The organism is Bartonella sp. AP30XZML (assembly GCF_042195945.1).
In the GTDB taxonomy this organism is placed as follows: Bacteria; Pseudomonadota; Alphaproteobacteria; order Rhizobiales; family Rhizobiaceae; genus Bartonella.
In genome coordinates, this window is the sequence record NZ_JBHIPJ010000027.1 from 36,990 (window position 1) to 54,353 (window position 17,364).

12 protein-coding genes, 1 tRNA gene and 2 pseudogenes are annotated in these 17,364 nt (G+C 34.3%); 13 read left to right on the forward strand and 2 right to left on the reverse strand.

The features are described 5' to 3' along the window. Positions 1-273: 273 nt before the first annotated feature. From ACFIL2_RS01660 to ttcA, 4 genes and pseudogenes are all read left to right on the forward strand, one after another. Positions 274-1,111, forward strand: a pseudogene (locus ACFIL2_RS01660) (RNA methyltransferase). Beyond that, on the forward strand, positions 1,104-1,931 hold the full coding sequence (murI, locus tag ACFIL2_RS01665; protein WP_375634652.1) for a glutamate racemase: 828 nt from the start codon (positions 1,104-1,106) through the stop codon (positions 1,929-1,931). Before ACFIL2_RS01660 ends, murI begins: the two are co-directional and overlap by 8 nt. 170 nt (positions 1,932-2,101) lie before the next feature. Further along, entirely contained in the window at positions 2,102-2,719 is a 618-nt protein-coding gene (rpsD, locus tag ACFIL2_RS01670) for a 30S ribosomal protein S4 (protein WP_273722651.1), read from the forward strand. 268 nt (positions 2,720-2,987) lie between these two features. Beyond that, positions 2,988-3,863 (forward strand): tRNA 2-thiocytidine(32) synthetase TtcA, encoded by an 876-nt coding sequence (ttcA, locus tag ACFIL2_RS01675; protein ID WP_375634106.1) that lies wholly within the window; start codon positions 2,988-2,990, stop codon positions 3,861-3,863. Positions 3,864-4,400: 537 nt separating this feature from the next. On the opposite strand, the gene rimO is transcribed toward ttcA, so the two are convergent. After that, positions 4,401-5,714 carry a 30S ribosomal protein S12 methylthiotransferase RimO gene (gene rimO, locus ACFIL2_RS01680; RefSeq protein ID WP_375680294.1) on the reverse strand — a complete coding sequence of 438 codons (1,314 nt, stop codon included), beginning with the start codon at positions 5,712-5,714 and terminating at the stop codon, positions 4,401-4,403. Between the two features lie 461 nt (positions 5,715-6,175). Continuing rightward, positions 6,176-6,880 carry a transcriptional repressor LexA gene (lexA, locus tag ACFIL2_RS01685; RefSeq protein ID WP_375634102.1) on the reverse strand — a complete coding sequence of 235 codons (705 nt, stop codon included), beginning with the start codon at positions 6,878-6,880 and terminating at the stop codon, positions 6,176-6,178. 1,201 nt (positions 6,881-8,081) lie between these two features. Between lexA and ACFIL2_RS01690 the strand changes: the two genes are divergently transcribed. The 9 genes and pseudogenes from ACFIL2_RS01690 (at position 8,082) to ACFIL2_RS01730 (ending at position 17,222) form a co-directional block, all read left to right on the forward strand. Beyond that, positions 8,082-8,157 (forward strand) — tRNA-Lys (locus tag ACFIL2_RS01690). A 535-nt stretch (positions 8,158-8,692) separates the two neighbouring features. Further along, positions 8,693-9,592, forward strand: a complete 900-nt coding sequence (locus ACFIL2_RS01695; protein WP_375634100.1) for a septal ring lytic transglycosylase RlpA family protein — start codon at positions 8,693-8,695, stop codon at positions 9,590-9,592. Positions 9,593-10,682: 1,090 nt separating this feature from the next. Then, positions 10,683-11,846, forward strand: coding sequence for a D-alanyl-D-alanine carboxypeptidase family protein (locus tag ACFIL2_RS01700; RefSeq protein ID WP_375634161.1), 1,164 nt, complete (start codon positions 10,683-10,685; stop codon positions 11,844-11,846). Between the two features lie 28 nt (positions 11,847-11,874). Next, positions 11,875-12,519: a dTMP kinase gene (gene tmk / locus ACFIL2_RS01705; protein WP_375634099.1), complete on the forward strand. Its 645-nt coding sequence runs from the start codon at positions 11,875-11,877 to the stop codon at positions 12,517-12,519. Further along, a complete protein-coding gene (locus ACFIL2_RS01710) occupies positions 12,516-13,559 on the forward strand; it encodes a DNA polymerase III subunit delta' (protein WP_375634097.1) in 1,044 nt (347 codons plus the stop codon). Before tmk ends, ACFIL2_RS01710 begins: the two co-directional genes overlap by 4 nt. Before the next feature lie 76 nt (positions 13,560-13,635). Beyond that, positions 13,636-15,195, forward strand: coding sequence for a methionine--tRNA ligase (gene metG / locus ACFIL2_RS01715; RefSeq protein ID WP_375634096.1), 1,560 nt, complete (start codon positions 13,636-13,638; stop codon positions 15,193-15,195). Continuing rightward, positions 15,185-15,958 carry a TatD family hydrolase gene (locus ACFIL2_RS01720; RefSeq protein WP_375680295.1) on the forward strand — a complete coding sequence of 258 codons (774 nt, stop codon included), beginning with the start codon at positions 15,185-15,187 and terminating at the stop codon, positions 15,956-15,958. Before metG ends, ACFIL2_RS01720 begins: the two co-directional genes overlap by 11 nt. A 10-nt stretch (positions 15,959-15,968) precedes the next feature. Further along, a complete protein-coding gene (locus tag ACFIL2_RS01725; RefSeq protein WP_375634092.1) occupies positions 15,969-16,778 on the forward strand; it encodes an MBL fold metallo-hydrolase in 810 nt (269 codons plus the stop codon). Positions 16,779-16,886: 108 nt separating this feature from the next. Next, positions 16,887-17,222 (forward strand): annotated as a pseudogene (locus ACFIL2_RS01730) (hypothetical protein). Positions 17,223-17,364: the final 142 nt, after the last annotated feature.

Here is a 17,364-nt window from a genome sequence, read left to right on the forward strand (position 1 = left end):
TTCAACTGAGATTATGATTTACAGGGGCTGTTCCCTATTAAAAAAAGATAAAATTGATGTAAAAAACGCTACGATATCTTATATAAATTGTTATAAATTCCATCGTTCACTTTAATGGCTTTTAAAATTTATTATTAGGTTTAGAAACTATTATCTTTGAATGAAAAGATAGATTATCTATAATTTATTATTAAACAGCATTAGAGTATTGTGAAAAAGGTTTCGTAAAAACAGTGGAGAGGGAGATAGTTTAAGTGAAACTAGGTAAAATTGATGGCAGGAACGAATAGGAATCGTGAAAATTTAACAAATGGTCCCATTATTATTTTAGTTGAACCGCAGCTTCCTGAAAACATTGGTATGGTCGCAAGGGCAATGGCAAATTTTGGGCTTTCTAAGCTTCGATTAGTCAAACCTCGAGAAATGTTTCCAAATGAAAAAGCTAGAGCTGCTGCAAGTAAAGCTGATCATGTCATTAACAATGCTGTAATTTTTAACACATTGCGTGATTCAATTGCAGATTTACACTATGTTTTTGCCACAACAGCACGTGAAAGATGTGGATTTAAAACTGTAAAAAGTGCTGTCGAAGCAGCAAGCGTATTACGTCAGCGTGAAAGTATCGGACATAAGACCGGGATTGTCTTTGGAAGAGAGAGATGGGGACTAGAAAATGATGAAATCAGCCTTGTTGATGAAATTATTACTTTTCCAGTTAATCCTGCTTTTGCGTCACTTAATATTGCGCAAGCGGTTCTTTTAATGTCTTACGAATGGATGAAAACTGGTTTAGAGAATGTCAGCGATACGGCATTTCGTGCAGCAGAGATGGAACCTGCAAATAAAACAATATTCCATGGTTTTTTATCTCAGTTAGAAGAGGCTTTGAATATCCGTGGGTATTTTAGACCACCAGAACGTAAAGAAGTAATGCTTGCAAATTTGCGCTCTGTTTTTACGCGCGCTAACTTTAGTGAACCTGAGGTTCGTTTATTGCGAGGCATTATATCTTCTTTGGATCATTTTTCGCCACAATATCCACGGGGGAGTAGAGCACCGGAAGAGCGTGATCGTAAAAAAATTAAAAATAAGTGTGAAAACTAATGGATGAACGACCTGTTCTTTTTTTTGATAGCGGTATTGGTGGTTTAACAGTGTTCAGGGAAGCGCGTGTTCTTATCCCTGACATGCAATTTATCTATGTTGCTGATGATGCAGGATTTCCTTATGGAAATTGGAAAGAAAATATTTTGAAAGAGCGTATTTTGAAGATTTTTACAAATCTTTTAACACGTTACAATCCAGCTTTATGTGTGATTGCTTGCAACACTGTTTCTACACTGATGATAGCAGATTTACGACAGAATTTTCCTCATATCCCTTTTGTAGGAACGGTTCCTGCAATTAAATCAGCTGCTGAACAAACAAAATCTGGTTTTATTTCCGTATTAGCGACTCCTGGAACAGTTAAACGTGCTTATACAAATGAATTAATTAACTCTTTTGCTAGACAGTGTCATGTTCAGCTTGTAGGAAGTAAAAAGCTGGCTGGACTTGCTGAAGATTATTTACGGGAAAAATCTATCGATTCAGAAGAGTTAAGAAAAGAAATCCTGCCATGTTTTGTGGAAAAAAATGGACAATATACGGATGTTATTGTTTTAGCCTGCACACATTATCCTTTTTTGATTAATTTCTTTCGTGAACATGCTTTATGGTCCGTTGAGTGGATTGATCCGGCGAAAGCGATCGCCAAACATATCAGATCTTTATTACCATTGTCGGGAAAGATACACCATCAATATATAAAGAAATATCAAGATTTTGCGTTGTTGACATCGAAAAATATCACTTCTTTAACGGAGAATTTGTTTAAAGGATTTGGCTTAAAACTCATGAAAGGAGTTGACTTTGGGTTACGAGACCAATAATGATGATCTAGCTATTTTTTCAAGAAAATAGCATTAATTGACGTGTCCCGTGGATAACTTTGCATATTGATATGTTAAGGTATTCTGTCAGTCTTTAGTATTTAAAGGCAGAGGAGGGCGCGTTTCCTTGGGGTCTTAAGATCTCGTGTTTTATTTTATAAGGAAATGCGATGAGTAAACGCGAAACAACAAAGTATAAAATTGACCGTCGTATGGGAGAAAATATTTGGGGGCGTCCAAAATCTCCTGTCAATCGTCGTGATTATGGTCCAGGTCAGCATGGACAGCGTCGTAAAGGAAAACTTTCTGACTATGGGGTTCAGTTGCGCGCTAAACAGAAATTGAAAGGGTTTTATGGAGATATTTCAGAAAAACAATTTCATAAAACCTATGAAGAGGCAGCTCGTCGACGGGGCGATACTGGCGAAAATCTTATCGGTCTGTTAGAATCACGTTTGGATGCTGTTGTTTATCGTGCAAAATTCGTACCTACGATTTTTGCTTCTCGCCAATTTATCAATCACGGTCATGTTAATGTCAATGGGCGGCGCACAAACATTCAATCTTATCGTTGTAAACCAGGTGATGTTATTGAGGTTCGGGAAAAATCGAAACAACTTGTTTTAGTGTTAGAATCAGTGCAATTGGCAGAACGTGATGTCCCTGATTATATTGAAGCAGATCATAAACAGATGAAAGCAACCTTTACACGTATTCCTGCTTTTGCAGATGTTCCTTATGCTGTGCAAATGGAACCTAATTTGGTTGTTGAATTTTATTCTCGATAATTTTTCTGTAAGAGAAATTATTTCTCTCTTCTATTATGATAACTTCAAAATATTGTGTTATTCTTACAATATTTGAAGTTAATAAGTTCTTTTTGTAAATGGTTCTATATTAAGTTTATTGCTATGTTTTTATAGTCATAAATTTGTATAGTTCCATTTCTTTTTTATGTATCTAATTTATAAATTCAAAAAACATAAATGTAAGCTTGCTTTAATATTTGTTTTTATCTTTGCAAAACGAGCCGTTTATTGTGCAGGATATGGTATTATGAATGATGTTTCAGTTGAATATCAGGCAATAGAAGAAAACAAAGGGAGAGATGATCCTTTAATAAGCGAAGCAGATAATTGTCATCCAATGTTTCGTGTTGCTCCTTCAAGCGTAGAATTTAATAAATTGCGCAAACGACTTTTACGTCATATGCGACAAGCTTTGGATGATTTTTCTATGCTCTCTACAGGGAAAAAATGGCTTGTTGCTTTATCGGGTGGAAAAGACTCTTATGGTTTATTAGCGCTTCTTTTAGACTTAAAGTGGCGAGGTCTTTTATCCGTTGAAATTCTTGCCTGTAATCTTGATCAAGGGCAACCAGGATTTCCTAAGCATATTCTTCCAGATTTTTTAAGTTCTTATAAAATTCCATATCGTATTGAATATCAGGATACTTATTCCATTGTTACAGATAAATTGGCAGAGTCGCAGACATATTGTTCACTTTGTTCTCGATTACGACGTGGTAATCTCTATCGTATTGCACGTGAAGAGGGATGTTCTGCATTAGTTTTAGGTCATCATCGTGATGATGTTTTAGAAACATTTTTTATGAATTTGTTTCATGGTGGTCGATTAGCTGCTATGCCTGGAAAACTTAAAAATGATGAAGGAGATCTTTTTGTGTTACGTCCTCTTGTTTATGCTGCTGAGGAAGATATGGAAAAATTTTCTCAAGAAATGCAATTTCCAATTATTCCTTGTAATCTTTGCGGTAGTCAAGATGGATTACAACGTAATGCAATGAAAGAAATGCTGAAAAATATAGAAAGACAAATGCCAGGACGTAAAGATACGATGATTCGCGCTTTAACAAATGTACGCCCAAGTCATTTGCTTGATAAGAAATTCTTTGATTTTAAAACGTGTTAATAAAAATTAGATATTAAAAAAATAAGTTCAAAGAATTTACGATAAGATACTTATTTATAATGATAATTATTGTTTTTTAATTTAAATACCGTCAGATTGTTTTGTTTCAAATTCTCTTATATTGCATCTATAAAAAACATCTGCCTGCATATCACAAAGGAAATTCTTGTGTGCATAAAACACTCTTGAAAAAAGTTTCCTTTCACTAACCAATGACTGTCGTAATATGAAAAATGGGAAAATAGTACGGTTGTCGATTTGCTCTTTTGTTAATTAAAAATGGTGAACCTTGTGGATTTTATTCTTTTGCGCCGCTGTCACCGCCATTTAAAGCTCATTTAAGGCATTAAATTAAGAGAATATATAACTGCTTTGTATTTTGGGAGTGTATAGCAAACATTCAGAGCAAGGATTGCTCGTAAATTCTCATGAAGTGAGCTATATAAGTGATCAAGTTCGATTGTGAGTAGCTGATCTTTTTATAAACCGATGCTAATAGAAATCTTCATCATTGAGGACAGGGAAGGAGTTAAATTTTTAAACTGCTATACCATAAAGGTCATAGGCATCCGATTGTTCGATTTTAACGGTGACAAATTCACCAACACGCAGTGGGCGTCGTGATGATATATGGACAACACCATCTATTTCTGGAGCATCGTACTGACTACGTCCTTTGGCAACTTTTCCTTGACTTTCATCGATAAGCACTCGGAGTCTTTTTCCAATTTTTTTCTTTAAAAGATGTGTAGAAATTTGTTGTTGTCTTGCCATAAAACGATGCCAGCGGTTTTCTTTCACCTCTTCAGGAATATTTTCTAATCCCAAATCATTTGCGGCAGCTCCTTTTACTTCTTCATATTTAAAGCACCCCGCGCGTTCAATTTTTGCTTCTTCTAGCCATTCTAGAAGTATATTAAAATCTTCATTCGTTTCACCAGGAAAACCAACGATAAATGTTGATCGCAAAGTAAGATCTGGACATATTTTCCGCCATTTTTCAATTCTACGATTTGTTTTTTCCATAAGTGCGGGACGCTTCATGTGATGCAAAACAGTCGGTGATGCATGCTGAAAAGGTATATCCAGATAAGGAAGAATTTTTTTTGCAGCCATAAGTTCGATAACTTCATCAACATGGGGATAAGGATAAACGTAATGCATACGTATCCAAATACCCATATCGCCTAGTTCACGACAAAGATCAAAGAATTTCGTTTTGATTGTACGATCTTTCCAAGAATTTTCGAGATATTTAAGATCAATACCATAAGCACTCGTATCTTGTGAAATAACCAAAAGTTCTTTTACACCCGCTTGCACGAGTTTTTCAGCTTCACGAAGAACATCGCTGATGGGACGTGAAGTGAGATCACCACGCAAAGTAGGGATGATACAAAAACTACACCGATTAGAGCATCCTTCAGAAATCTTTAAGTAGGCGTAATGGCGAGGTGTTAAACGAATACCTTGGGGAGGAACTAAATCAAGAAAAGGATCATGAACAGGAGGAATTGCTATATGAACAGCTTCTATAACGCTTTCATAAGCTTGCGGTTTTGTAATAGCCAATACATTAGGATATGTTTGGCGAATAGCATCAGGATCAGCACCAAGACACCCTGTTACAATAACTTTTCCATTTTTTTTAAGAGCTTCATCAATATTGGCTAATGATTCTCTCCTTGCCGAGTCAAGAAAACCACAGGTATTCACAATAACGACATCAGCTCCTTGATGTTGACGTGAAATATCATACCCTTCAGAGCGAAGGCGTGTAATAATTCGCTCAGAATCTACGAGTGCTTTTGGGCATCCGAGGGAGACAAAACTAATACGAGGTGCTACCATAATGATCCTACAATTACTATGAATGATTGAGTTACGCTTTTATTAACTTAAAAATAATGTTCTTTATTTTTATACCTATGCAATACAATCTGTTACAAAGTTATTTGATTTTTTTCTACAAAATTTTATATGTTTTTATGCATGCATACAATTTTGTCTTATTATATCGTAAAATTCCGTCATTGAGGATGATGATATAAGGCTGCTTCCTTCAAAGCATTTAAGTTCTTTTCAAAGTACGTGGTGAATATTTTAAAACTTACTTGTCAAGCCTTGCGTAAGAGAAGGACATGGAGAGGAAGGGGAAAGTGAAACCCGCTCGATAAGGATCTGGATTGTTTATAAACCTAATTGGGGGCATCCTTTGGCTGTGGAGAAGAAGTCAATTGCGTGTGGCACAATAAAAAAATGCTCAACAGTTTCTTACTGCGATATCTATCGCGTACTATAAGGTTTATTTTTTAATATTTTCGAATAAGACCGGTAAGTTTGCCTTGTATTTCTACACGCTCGGATTCGTATGTCCGTACTTCATAATGAGGATTTGCAGCTTCTAATGCAATAGAAGCTCCTTTGCGTCGATAACGTTTTAATGTGGCTTCTTTTTTATCAATAAACGCAACAATAATTTCACCTGTTATTGCTGTATTTTGACGTTTCACAATGATCGTATCTTTATCAAGGATACCAGCCTCCATCATAGAATCATCTTTAACTTCTAATGCGTAGTGCTCACCTGTATTAACCATATCGAGTGGAAGAGAAAGGCTGTTTATTTGTTGCAGTATAGCAGAGGCGGGTACGCTTGCAGAAATACGTCCCATAATAGGAATGGTGATATTTTTTTTTTCTTCTTCATCAAAGGGACTCAAACTTTTTGATATTTCTCTTTTCTTTCTTTCTATCATACTGGGAGAAATTTTACGTGCTAAAGAAAGGTTAAATGTTATTTTTTCAGGGAGTCGAATCACCTCCACAGCACGAGCACGATTGGGCAAGCGACGTATAAAACCTCGTTGTTCTAAGGCTATAATGAGCTTATGAATACCAGACTTTGAAGAAAGTTCTAATGCATTTTTCATTTCTTCAAAAGAAGGAGGAACACCAGTTTCTTTTATATGGTTATGAATAAACAAGAGTAGCTCATATTGTTTACATGTTAACATTCAATATTCCAATCAAAATAATAAAAATTAGTAAAGTAAAAATACATTTATATATAGCACTTTTACAATTTTTATCGCCAAATCAAAATTATTTTCTTTGTTTTTGATCTTATCAATTTAATAAATTAATATTTTTATTTATAGATATATTTAAATTGTTATTTATATACTGTATATATACATTAATATTAAATAATGTATAAATATACTTTATAGTTCTGACTGAATTATCCAATACTAAATTTTGTGACTAGTATTATCCTTTTCTTCTAAAAATATATCTACGTATTTTGTAAATTTTAATATAAAAAAGTTAACTAGAAGGCATTCTATATATTCAGAACACTTAAAATCATTTTGCATACTGCATATTATTTCTGCTTTTTTATTCTTAGTAAAATTATCTACAGCTCTAATAGTGAGCATAATTTATAGTCATTCGGGATATTTTCAATGAGACTAAATTTTGCTTCATATCTACTTTATTCTATAGGATAAATTGGCTTTCGTTATTATTCATTATACATGAACAAAAATCATACTCTCAAAGCCATTGTTGCTCATTGTTCCATTTTCAAGTCTAACGTGTCAACCGCTATATACTATTTTCATGACCCCTAATGTTGCGATAATTTTTGGTTATTAAAAGGAGGCATAAAAGGTATTTTCATTTCTTTTTTATAGTTTTATTCTCTCACTTATATCGGTCAAGAAAATGCTTTTTATTGTTTCAATATAAAAAAGATTTGAAATGAGAAAAACTTACATTATTTGAGACTTTTCACTCAAGTGAAAAATGATAAATTATTATAAATCAATATATTATCTTATAAAGCTGTATTCATATTTGAAAATTGAACACTAAGATATAAAAATAATATTATAATAAAAGGTATTTTTTCTTCTCTACCCATTATGCTCAACAACCCATGTGAGGGGAAGGGGGTATTTCTCATAATTTTAACGCTTCGAATCTATGCAATATTTTGCAGTGAAATTTTTCCTTTATTGAAACTTCAAAAAGAAGATTAAAGAGTACTTATACAATGATGAAGTAAAGGGGCGAAAACGGAAAATTATTGATAACTGAAGAAAATAATAATATTTTTTTTCAAAAGGTGTTGACCAAATGGAAAGTCAACCGTATGTTCTCTTCACTTTCTGCAAACTAGATAGTATGCAAACTAGATAGCTTTTGTGAGAGCGCGTAGCTCAGCTGGTAGAGCAACTGACTTTTAATCAGTAGGTCCAGGGTTCGAATCCCTGCGCGCTCACCAAATTTAAGTAATATCAATAGGCTATAAAAAATTTAAGAATCTTTTTTTGATTCTTTTTGAAGTTTTTATTGATTCTATTTTTATCAGCTGTTTTGGAATAGAGCGATGTTATGCTGTCTCCTTTCCAACAAAAAAGAGCTTTAAGCTTATGGATAGGGTTGTACCTGCGTTGGCAGCACATGTGGTTTCTAATTTTCTCAATCCATAGGTGTTTTTTTTAATATCCACTGCATTACATGATTCGCAAAACAGTTGCTAAAATCACCACTTATTCACACTTATATTATGAAATGAATTTTCTATAAGATGTTGATTTGTTTAACTTTTAATCTTTTTAATATCTACTAGACTACATTTATTTCGTATGAAAACCATAAAAAGATTAACAATACGTTAATTCCTTGGTAAAAGGGGCCAATTCAAGAGTGGTATATACGCGAGGGGAATCATTTAAAAACGTAAATTCTTCCGTTGCGTACAAAAGCGTGACGTGGTTTTTACAGTAGTACTTAACAGAAATAAGTGGACTGAATAGATGCCTTCAAATAGAAAAAAGAAAATTACTTTTATGATTAAACCAACACTTCAATTGTTTTCTATGATTGTCATTTCTCAGTCACTGGTATCTTGTTGCGCAAGCCAAACTATGAATTTTTCAATAAAAGATTCCTATCATAATAAACCAATTAACGTAAACACTTCTGTACTACCTCAACAAGTATCCAATAAGAAGAATCAATCAGAAGAAAAAAAGCGTGGACGAGTGATTGTTGGTAAACCTTATCAAATAAAAGGAAAGTGGTATTATCCTCAAAGTGATCCAACTTATAAACGTGTTGGCGAAGCATCTTGGTATGGTTCAGATTTTCATGGACGTTTAACTGCCAATGGTGAAATTTATGACATGAATCTTTTGACTGCTGCTCATCCTACAATGCCTTTACCTAGCTATGCTCGTGTTACTAATTTAAAAAATGGATCTTCAATCGTTGTTAGAGTGAATGATCGCGGACCTTTTATGAAAGACAGAATCATTGATTTATCAAGGCAAGCTGCGACAATACTGGGGTATGTAGATAGGGGGGTCGCAGATGTTAAAGTAGAATATATTGCTGAAGCACCTGTTGGCTATTATGATGCTGCATATTTAATGTCCTCTTATACTCCTGGAAATGCTGCCCCATATTCATTAGCGTCGGAAAATGTTGCGAAAAAAAGAGAAACTGTTTTGTTAAAAGAGCAGCGCAATACAGGGAACAAAAAAGAATTAGCTAAAGCAGCTGCTGTTGAACAAGAACAACGTAATAAAACTGTTGCAGTTAAATTGCCAGAAATTGGTCCTATCATGGTTGATAAGCCGATACCATTCGATCAAGTTGCTTCTATAAATAAGCTAAACAAAAAAACAAAGGTTAATTGGCTACAACTATTTTAAGAAAAAATGCATTGATTTTTTATCTATATAATTTTTTAGTAAAAAAGGTAAGAAATTACGGATTTAGTGTAGGATTTTTATCTTAAAGCGCGTTGTCCTTTTCAAAAAGCGTGGTTGGGTTCTATCATTATAAGTTTAGTACGGACTTTCCACTCCATTGCTGGCCTATTCGTCGTTTTATGATATTGCTTGCTTAATAAAGCGTGTACTTTTCTTGCTGTAATAGCTTTTGCTGGACGAAGGTAGATTATTGTATAAGTCTGTTTTTGTAATCTCTAAAACAACTTGTACAATCGATTTGAGAGGAATAAAAAGCTTAACAAGTAAAAAAATATTTTCTTTTGATTCGTCCTTGTATCTTTCTAAAGTATCTACGGTAATATCTTATGAAAAGATTATGCATTATCTCATGCTTTTGTTTATCATGTTCTTTAATGGAGTAAGTTCCCTCACGAAAAACAGAGCGTCTCAAACAAAATACACTTACATTGCCAATTCATGGACTTATTTAAAAGAGACATACTTTAACACGCTACAAGCCTATTTTACGACAGCGCCTGTGAATGGTATAACTGTTAACGCCTTTAGATATCAGCATCTTTACACTTATGAAGATATAAATCGACACCATCATACACTTTGCAAGTCCCCAATGTTTTGTGCGATAATTCTTAACACTTGAGAGGTTGATAAGAAGTATTTTTACTCTCTTTTTTAATAATTTTTATCCATATACGAACCCTACTTATGACCCGTAAGTAAGCGATTTTTAATGAATTAAATATGAGAAGAGGGGATGAGAGAATCTTACAGTATCTTTGAGTTAGCTTCAATTTTAAAATGATAATTTATCATAACAAATCAAAATACTATCAATAAAAATATGAAAAAATCTTTTGTCTCTCATACATTTAAAATGTTAAACTGAACCTATATAGAAGATAAAAAACGTGTCATATTATTTTTTCTAAAGCTAAATGAAAATAAAATCTTTTTATGAGTTGTAAATAATTCCTCAATTTTCAGAAATCAAAAAGTTTTTTCCTATATAAGATTCTTTATGTTGATCTTTGGGATGGGAGGAGCAGCTATGTATACAGCATTAAGGATCTTATTGATATTATGGGGAGTATTGGCATTTGATACGTGGGGGAGAGCACAAGATTTTCAAACTCCCGCATACCAATTGTTATTACTCGATGATGATACAGAGACAGTACTCTATGAAAAACAAAGTGCTATTCCTTTTTTTCCTGCTTCATTAGTAAAATTGATGACAGCAGAAGTTGTATTTCATCAATTAAAAAAAGGATTATTAAAAAGTACGCAGAAATTTAAGGTCAGTGAAAATGCTTGGCGCAAGGGTGGAGCACCTTCTGGTACAACCACTATGTTTGCAAAGATAAAAACAGAAATCAGTGTTTCTGATCTGTTGCGTGGTTTAATTATTGTCAATGGAAATGATGCTGCTATTATTCTTGCTGAAGGAATATCAGGACATGAAGATCATTTTGTAAAACTGATGAATCAGCGCGCAAAAATGATTGGATTATCTCAGAGTCATTTTGTTAATGCAACAGGGCTACCCGAAGAGGGACAATTTGTAACTGTGCGTGATATGATTATATTAGCACGTCATATTGTTCAGGAATATCCGGATTATTATGCACTTTATTGTGAGTCTCATTTTACATGGAATAATATTTTTCAACGTAACAAAAACCCTCTTATTTCTAAGGAAATTGGTGTAGAAGGATTTGGTTTTGGTTACAGTGAAAAAGAAGGTTTTTCAATGGTTGCCACTATTTCTAAAAATCATCGACGTCTTTTTTTAGCAATCAATGGTTTGCAAGATGGTAAAAAATATACAAAAGAAATAGAACGCATTCTTCAATGGGGAATGACGGCTTTTGATCTCAAAACGATTTTCAGAAAAGGAGAAATAGTTGGTCGTGCTGCTGTTTATGGTGGTAAGAAAAATTTTGTTCCACTCATTGTTAAAACACCAATAAGTTTTATGCTTTCGAATGAAAAAAAAGTAAATGTTAAAGCAAAAATTAAATATCATGGTCCATTGAAAGCTCCCATCGTTTCTGGGCAATCAGTTGGCGTTATTCAAATTTTAGAAGATAAAAAGGTTCTTCTGGAAAAACCAGTTTTTGCCGGAATGAATGTTTGGGAAGGAAGTTTCTTTGCAAAAGTAAAAAGTGCATTCTATGAAATAACAATTGGATGGTTACGGAAATATTTATAGTTACGCGCTAATAAGGTTAAGATCATACGTGTCAGGTTATTTTATTACATTCGAAGGAGGGGACGGGGTAGGGAAAACGGTGCAGATTTCTTTACTTGCTGAGTCTCTCTCTCACCAAGGTTATGATGTTGTCACAACACGAGAACCAGGAGGAACGCCAGGAGCAGAAGCAATCCGGCATATTTTGTTGTCGGGGCAGGCGCGACAGTATGGACCGTTGATTGAAGCTGTTTTGTTTACAGCTGCACGTGTCGACCATGTTACTGAGGTTATCGCACCTTCTTTGCAAAAAGGTAAAATCGTTTTATGTGACCGCTTTATTGATTCTACACGCGTTTATCAAGGACTCAATAATAGAGTCAGTTCTTCTTTTCTTTCTGTTTTAGAGTGTATTGCGCTCAATGGTATTTTGCCTCATTTAACATTTTTATTAGATATGCCAGCAATGTGTGGTATGAAGCGTGCAAATTTGCGAAGAAAAAAAACAGAAGAAATTGATTATTTTGAAAAAGATCAGTTGGAAATTCAAGAACAAAGGCGTCAGGCTTTTCTTCAATTGGCCAAACAAGAACCCCATAGATTTCGAGTCATTGATGCCACTGGCTCAGTAGAAGCTATTGCTCATCAAATAAAAAATATTTGTCATCAGGTATTGTTGGATCAGCTTTCATGAGTAATTTAAATACCTTACGCCAATATGATGATATTGATACAATTTTATCACCATCCCAGAACAATGTTATCTTTGGTCATGAGGATGTGCGTCATTTTTTGACACAAATGCTTAAAGAAGAGCGTTTGCATCATGCATTATTATTTGAAGGAGAATATGGGATTGGAAAGGCTACATTAGCCTTTCATCTTGCTTGGAACATTTTAAGTTTTCAACAGAGTGCTTTCTTGAAACCCGATCCTTATTCTACCCCATGGCGCCAAATTACACAAGGAAGTCACCCTGGTCTTTTGTATATTTCACGTCGATTTGATGTGAAAACGCAAAAGTTTAAAACAGGAATACTCGTTGATGATATCCGTGATATTATGCATTTTTTAAGCCGAACATCACAAGATAATGGATGGCGTATTGTTATTATTGATTCTGCAGATGATATGAATAGAAATGCAGCGAATGCAATTCTCAAAATACTTGAAGAACCACCTACAAAAACGTTATTTGTTATTATCGCACATTCTTCAGGAAAATTGCTTCCAACAATCCATTCACGGTGTCAAAAAATTTCTTTTCGTCCGTTGAATAACGATGAAATGAAAAAAGTTATTATACATATTTTCGCCGATCAGGATTTACCTGATGAAAAAACAATTGAAATGATTATTAAAAAATCTAAAGGAAGCCCTCGAAAAGCCGCTTTACTTATTTGCCATGGCGGTCTTGAAATTATTAAAACAATTGATGCTCTCCTAGAGAAACCTGTTTGTAACGCAACAATTGTACATACTCTTGCACAAACATTTTCATCTACTTCTTCTACATTCCAATTTCAACAATTTTGTGATGAAATTCTTAATAAAATTCAAAAAAAAGCTATCATGCTCGTTGAAAAGGGAGACTTATTTCTCTCAAAAAAATATGCGGAAAAATGGCAGGAGATTCATCAAGAAATAGAGGAAATACAACTGTTTAATCTCGATAAAAAGCAGTTTGTTATTAACTTACTTTTTAAAGTTCATAAGATCATTCATGAGAATTAGTTTTTCCGTGACAATGCGATGAACAAGCGTTATGTCATTATATCTTCTATTTATAGCGTTTTACAACGAGTATGACATGCGTGACACATATTACATAACAACTCCCATTTTTTATCCTAATGGTGCTCCACATATTGGACATGCTTATAGTGCCATTGCAAGCGATGTTTTAGCCCGCTTTCAACGGTTAAACGGAAAAAATGTATTTTTTCTTTCTGGTACAGATGAGCATGGTCTCAAGATGCAACAAACAGCAGCTGCATTAGGCATGACACCTCAGCAACTTGCAGATCGTAATAGTGCGGTGTTTCAAAAAATGCTTGCAGTATTAAATTGTTCTAACGATGATTTTATCCGTACGACAGAAGAACGCCATTATCAAGCTTGTCAAGAAATTTGGAAAAAGATGGAAGCAAATGGCGATATTTATCTCGGTCGTTATACGGGGTGGTATTCGGTTCGCCAAGAAGCCTATTATGAAGAAAAAGATACGGAAATTGGAGCAGACAACATCCGTCGTGAGAAAGAATTAGGCTCTCCAGTTGAATGGAATGAAGAAGAAAGTTATTTTTTTAGACTTTCTCATTATGAAAAGGCTCTTCTTGAATATTATGAAAAACATCCTGATTTTATTGCTCCATTTGAGCGGCGTAATGAAATTATAAGTTTTATCAAATCAGGTTTAAAAGATATCTCTATTTCACGCGCAAGTTTTAACTGGGGAATTGCTGTTCCTGAGAATCCAAAGCACGTGATGTATGTCTGGGTTGATGCGCTTACAAATTATCTATCAGCAATAGGTTTTTTCAATGAAAATTCAAAAAAACGTGATTTTTGGCCTGCAAATACGCATATTATTGGTAAGGATATTATTCGTTTTCATGCAGTCTATTGGCCGGCATTTTTAATGTCTGCTGGAATTGAATTGCCTAAAAATATTTTTGCACATGGTTTTTTACTTAATCGTGGTGCAAAAATGTCAAAATCTATTGGAAATGTCGTTGATCCTTTTGAAATGGTTGATCATTATGGTCTTGATCAGGTCCGTTATTTCCTTCTCCGTGAAGTGCCATTCGGACAAGATGGTAGTTATAGTCATGAAAGCCTTGTGAACCGTATTAATGCTGATCTTGCTAACGATCTTGGTAATTTAGCACAGCGCTGTTTGTCTATGATTGCCAAAAATTGTAATGCACAAGTCCCGAAACCAGCTTCATTTTTAGCTCAAGATAAACAGCTTTTAGAACAATCTCTTCAAGTACTTGAAACTGTACACCAAACTATGTGTTCTTATAGTATGCATTTAGCACTTTCAGCTATTTTTTCAATTGTAGCAGATGCCAATCGTTATTTTGCCAACGAACAACCTTGGAGTTTACGTAAAAATGATCGAGAGCGATTTTCTACAGTTCTTTATATAACTGTAGAAATCTTGCGGAGAATAGGAATTATGCTTTTGCCTTTCATCCCCCAATCAGCTGCGAAACTTCTTGATAGCCTTGCGGTTGCTGAAGATGATCGGTTATTGTATCATATAAGTCATTCAAAAATTCAAGAAGGGCTTAATCTTCCACCACCAGAACCAATTTTTCCTCGTTATATCTTGAAGAAAGAAGACACTCATCATGTTGATTGATACACATTGTCATCTTGATTTTGAAGACTTTTCACAAGATTTGGATAATGTTATCCAACGGGCTTTAGATGCTGACGTTAAACGTATGATAACAATTTCAACCCATGTTCATAAGTTAGATAAACTGTTAGCCATTGCGCAAAGCTATGATCAAGTCTTTTGTTCCGTTGGAACACACCCCAATCACGCGCATGAAGAACAAAATATTACAGCGGAAAAGCTTATACAGCTCTCGAATTACCCTAAAATTGTTGCGTTTGGGGAAGGGGGCCTTGATTATCATTATGATTACTCTACACCAGAAGAGCAAAAGAAAGTTTTTCAAGAACATATCATTGCTTCTCGAGAAACACAGATTCCTCTTGTTATACATTCACGCAATGCCGATATCGATATGGAGAAAATATTACGTGAACAGATAAAAGAAGGAGCTTTTCCCTTTATCCTTCATTGTTATTCGTCTGGAATGCAACTTGCTCGTGCTGGAATTGAACTTGGTGGTTATATTTCTTTTTCGGGTATTCTTACTTTTAAAAACGCACTTGAAATCCGTGAAATAGCAAAAATTGTGCCCCATGAGCATTTGTTAGTGGAAACAGATGCTCCATTCTTAGCACCTAATCCCCATCGGGGCAAAACAAATGAACCATCTTTTGTATGTTATACAGCAGCTGTTTTGGCTGAAACAATTGGCTTAAGCATTGAAGAAATAGCTCAAATAACAACGCGTAATGCTTTTCGTTTATTTAGCAAAATGAAATAAGGCAAAAGATATGTGTGATCAATACCGATTTACAATATTAGGTTGTGGTCCTTCTCCAGGAGTGCCAAGACCTAATGGTGATTGGGGAACATGTGATCCGAATAACCCTAAAAATAAACGCTACAGAAGTTCTTTATTAGTTGAACGTATTAAACCTTCTGGAGACAAAACAACGATCGTTATTGATACAGGTCCAGATTTTCGCTCACAAATGATCGATGCGCGTGTAAGCCATCTTGATGCTGCTCTTTACACGCATTCTCATGCAGACCATATCCACGGTATTGATGATTTACGCAGCTATGCACTTGCACAAAAACGTTTAATAGATATCTATGCCGACAGATTTACACTAGAGCATCTCAAAAGTGCTTTTGGATATTGTTTTCAAACTCTAAAAGATTCATCTTATTCTCCCATTTTAAAAGAACATCTTATCAATGAAGATAGCCAATTTATTATTCAGGGGCAGGGCGGAGAAATAAGTGTCAATACACATTTACAACACCACGGAAACATTCATTCCTTAGGTTTTCGGATTGGGAATGTTGCCTATTGTACGGATGTTAGTAAATTTCCTGAAAAAACTTTATCCAAATTAATGGATTTAGATGTTCTCATCATTGAAGCTCTTCAATTTAAATCCCATCCGAGTCATTTTTCTGTTGATCAAGCATTACAGTGGATAGAATATTTAAAGCCAAAACAAGCAATACTCACACATATGGACAGATCGCTGGATTACAATAAGGTAATAAATTACGTTCCATCCTATGTAAAACCTGCATATCAAGGTCTTACTTTTGAAACAGATGCGTAAGCTTATTATGCGCAATATTTTAAGTTAAATAAAACACTTTTAAATTTATCCTTTATTTTATTTCATTTTTGACATATTTAGTGTTTTTATGTCAAAAATGAGGCTTTTATGTATAAGAATTTTAAGCGGGGTGTATGTATTGTGGTTTTAGCGGTTTCCTTGACAGCATGTGGGGGGCGTTTAGAAAAAAAATATTGCAACGACAACATTACATGACGGATCAATGAATTGTGCCGATATTCAACGGGAGTTTTTTGCTAATAAACGTCAGATTAATGATACAATTACAGAGCGTTCTAAAGCAAGAAATAAAAACGTGGCTTTAGCAGCGGTAAGTGTTGTATTTGTACCTGCTTTGTTTTTAATGAAATTTCGGCTTTAAATAATCGTAATGCTGTTTTAAGTGATCTTGCACGTATGAAGCGTTGTAAAATAGTACAGTAATTTTTCTTAATTTTTGGTCTTTAAGGTATATACCTTAAAGACCAAATTTTATTTTATATGATGATGTTTTAAAGTAGGGTTTTCTTTATCATATTATCGCATAATATATATTATGGAACTTTATGGGGAAGTATAGCTAGTA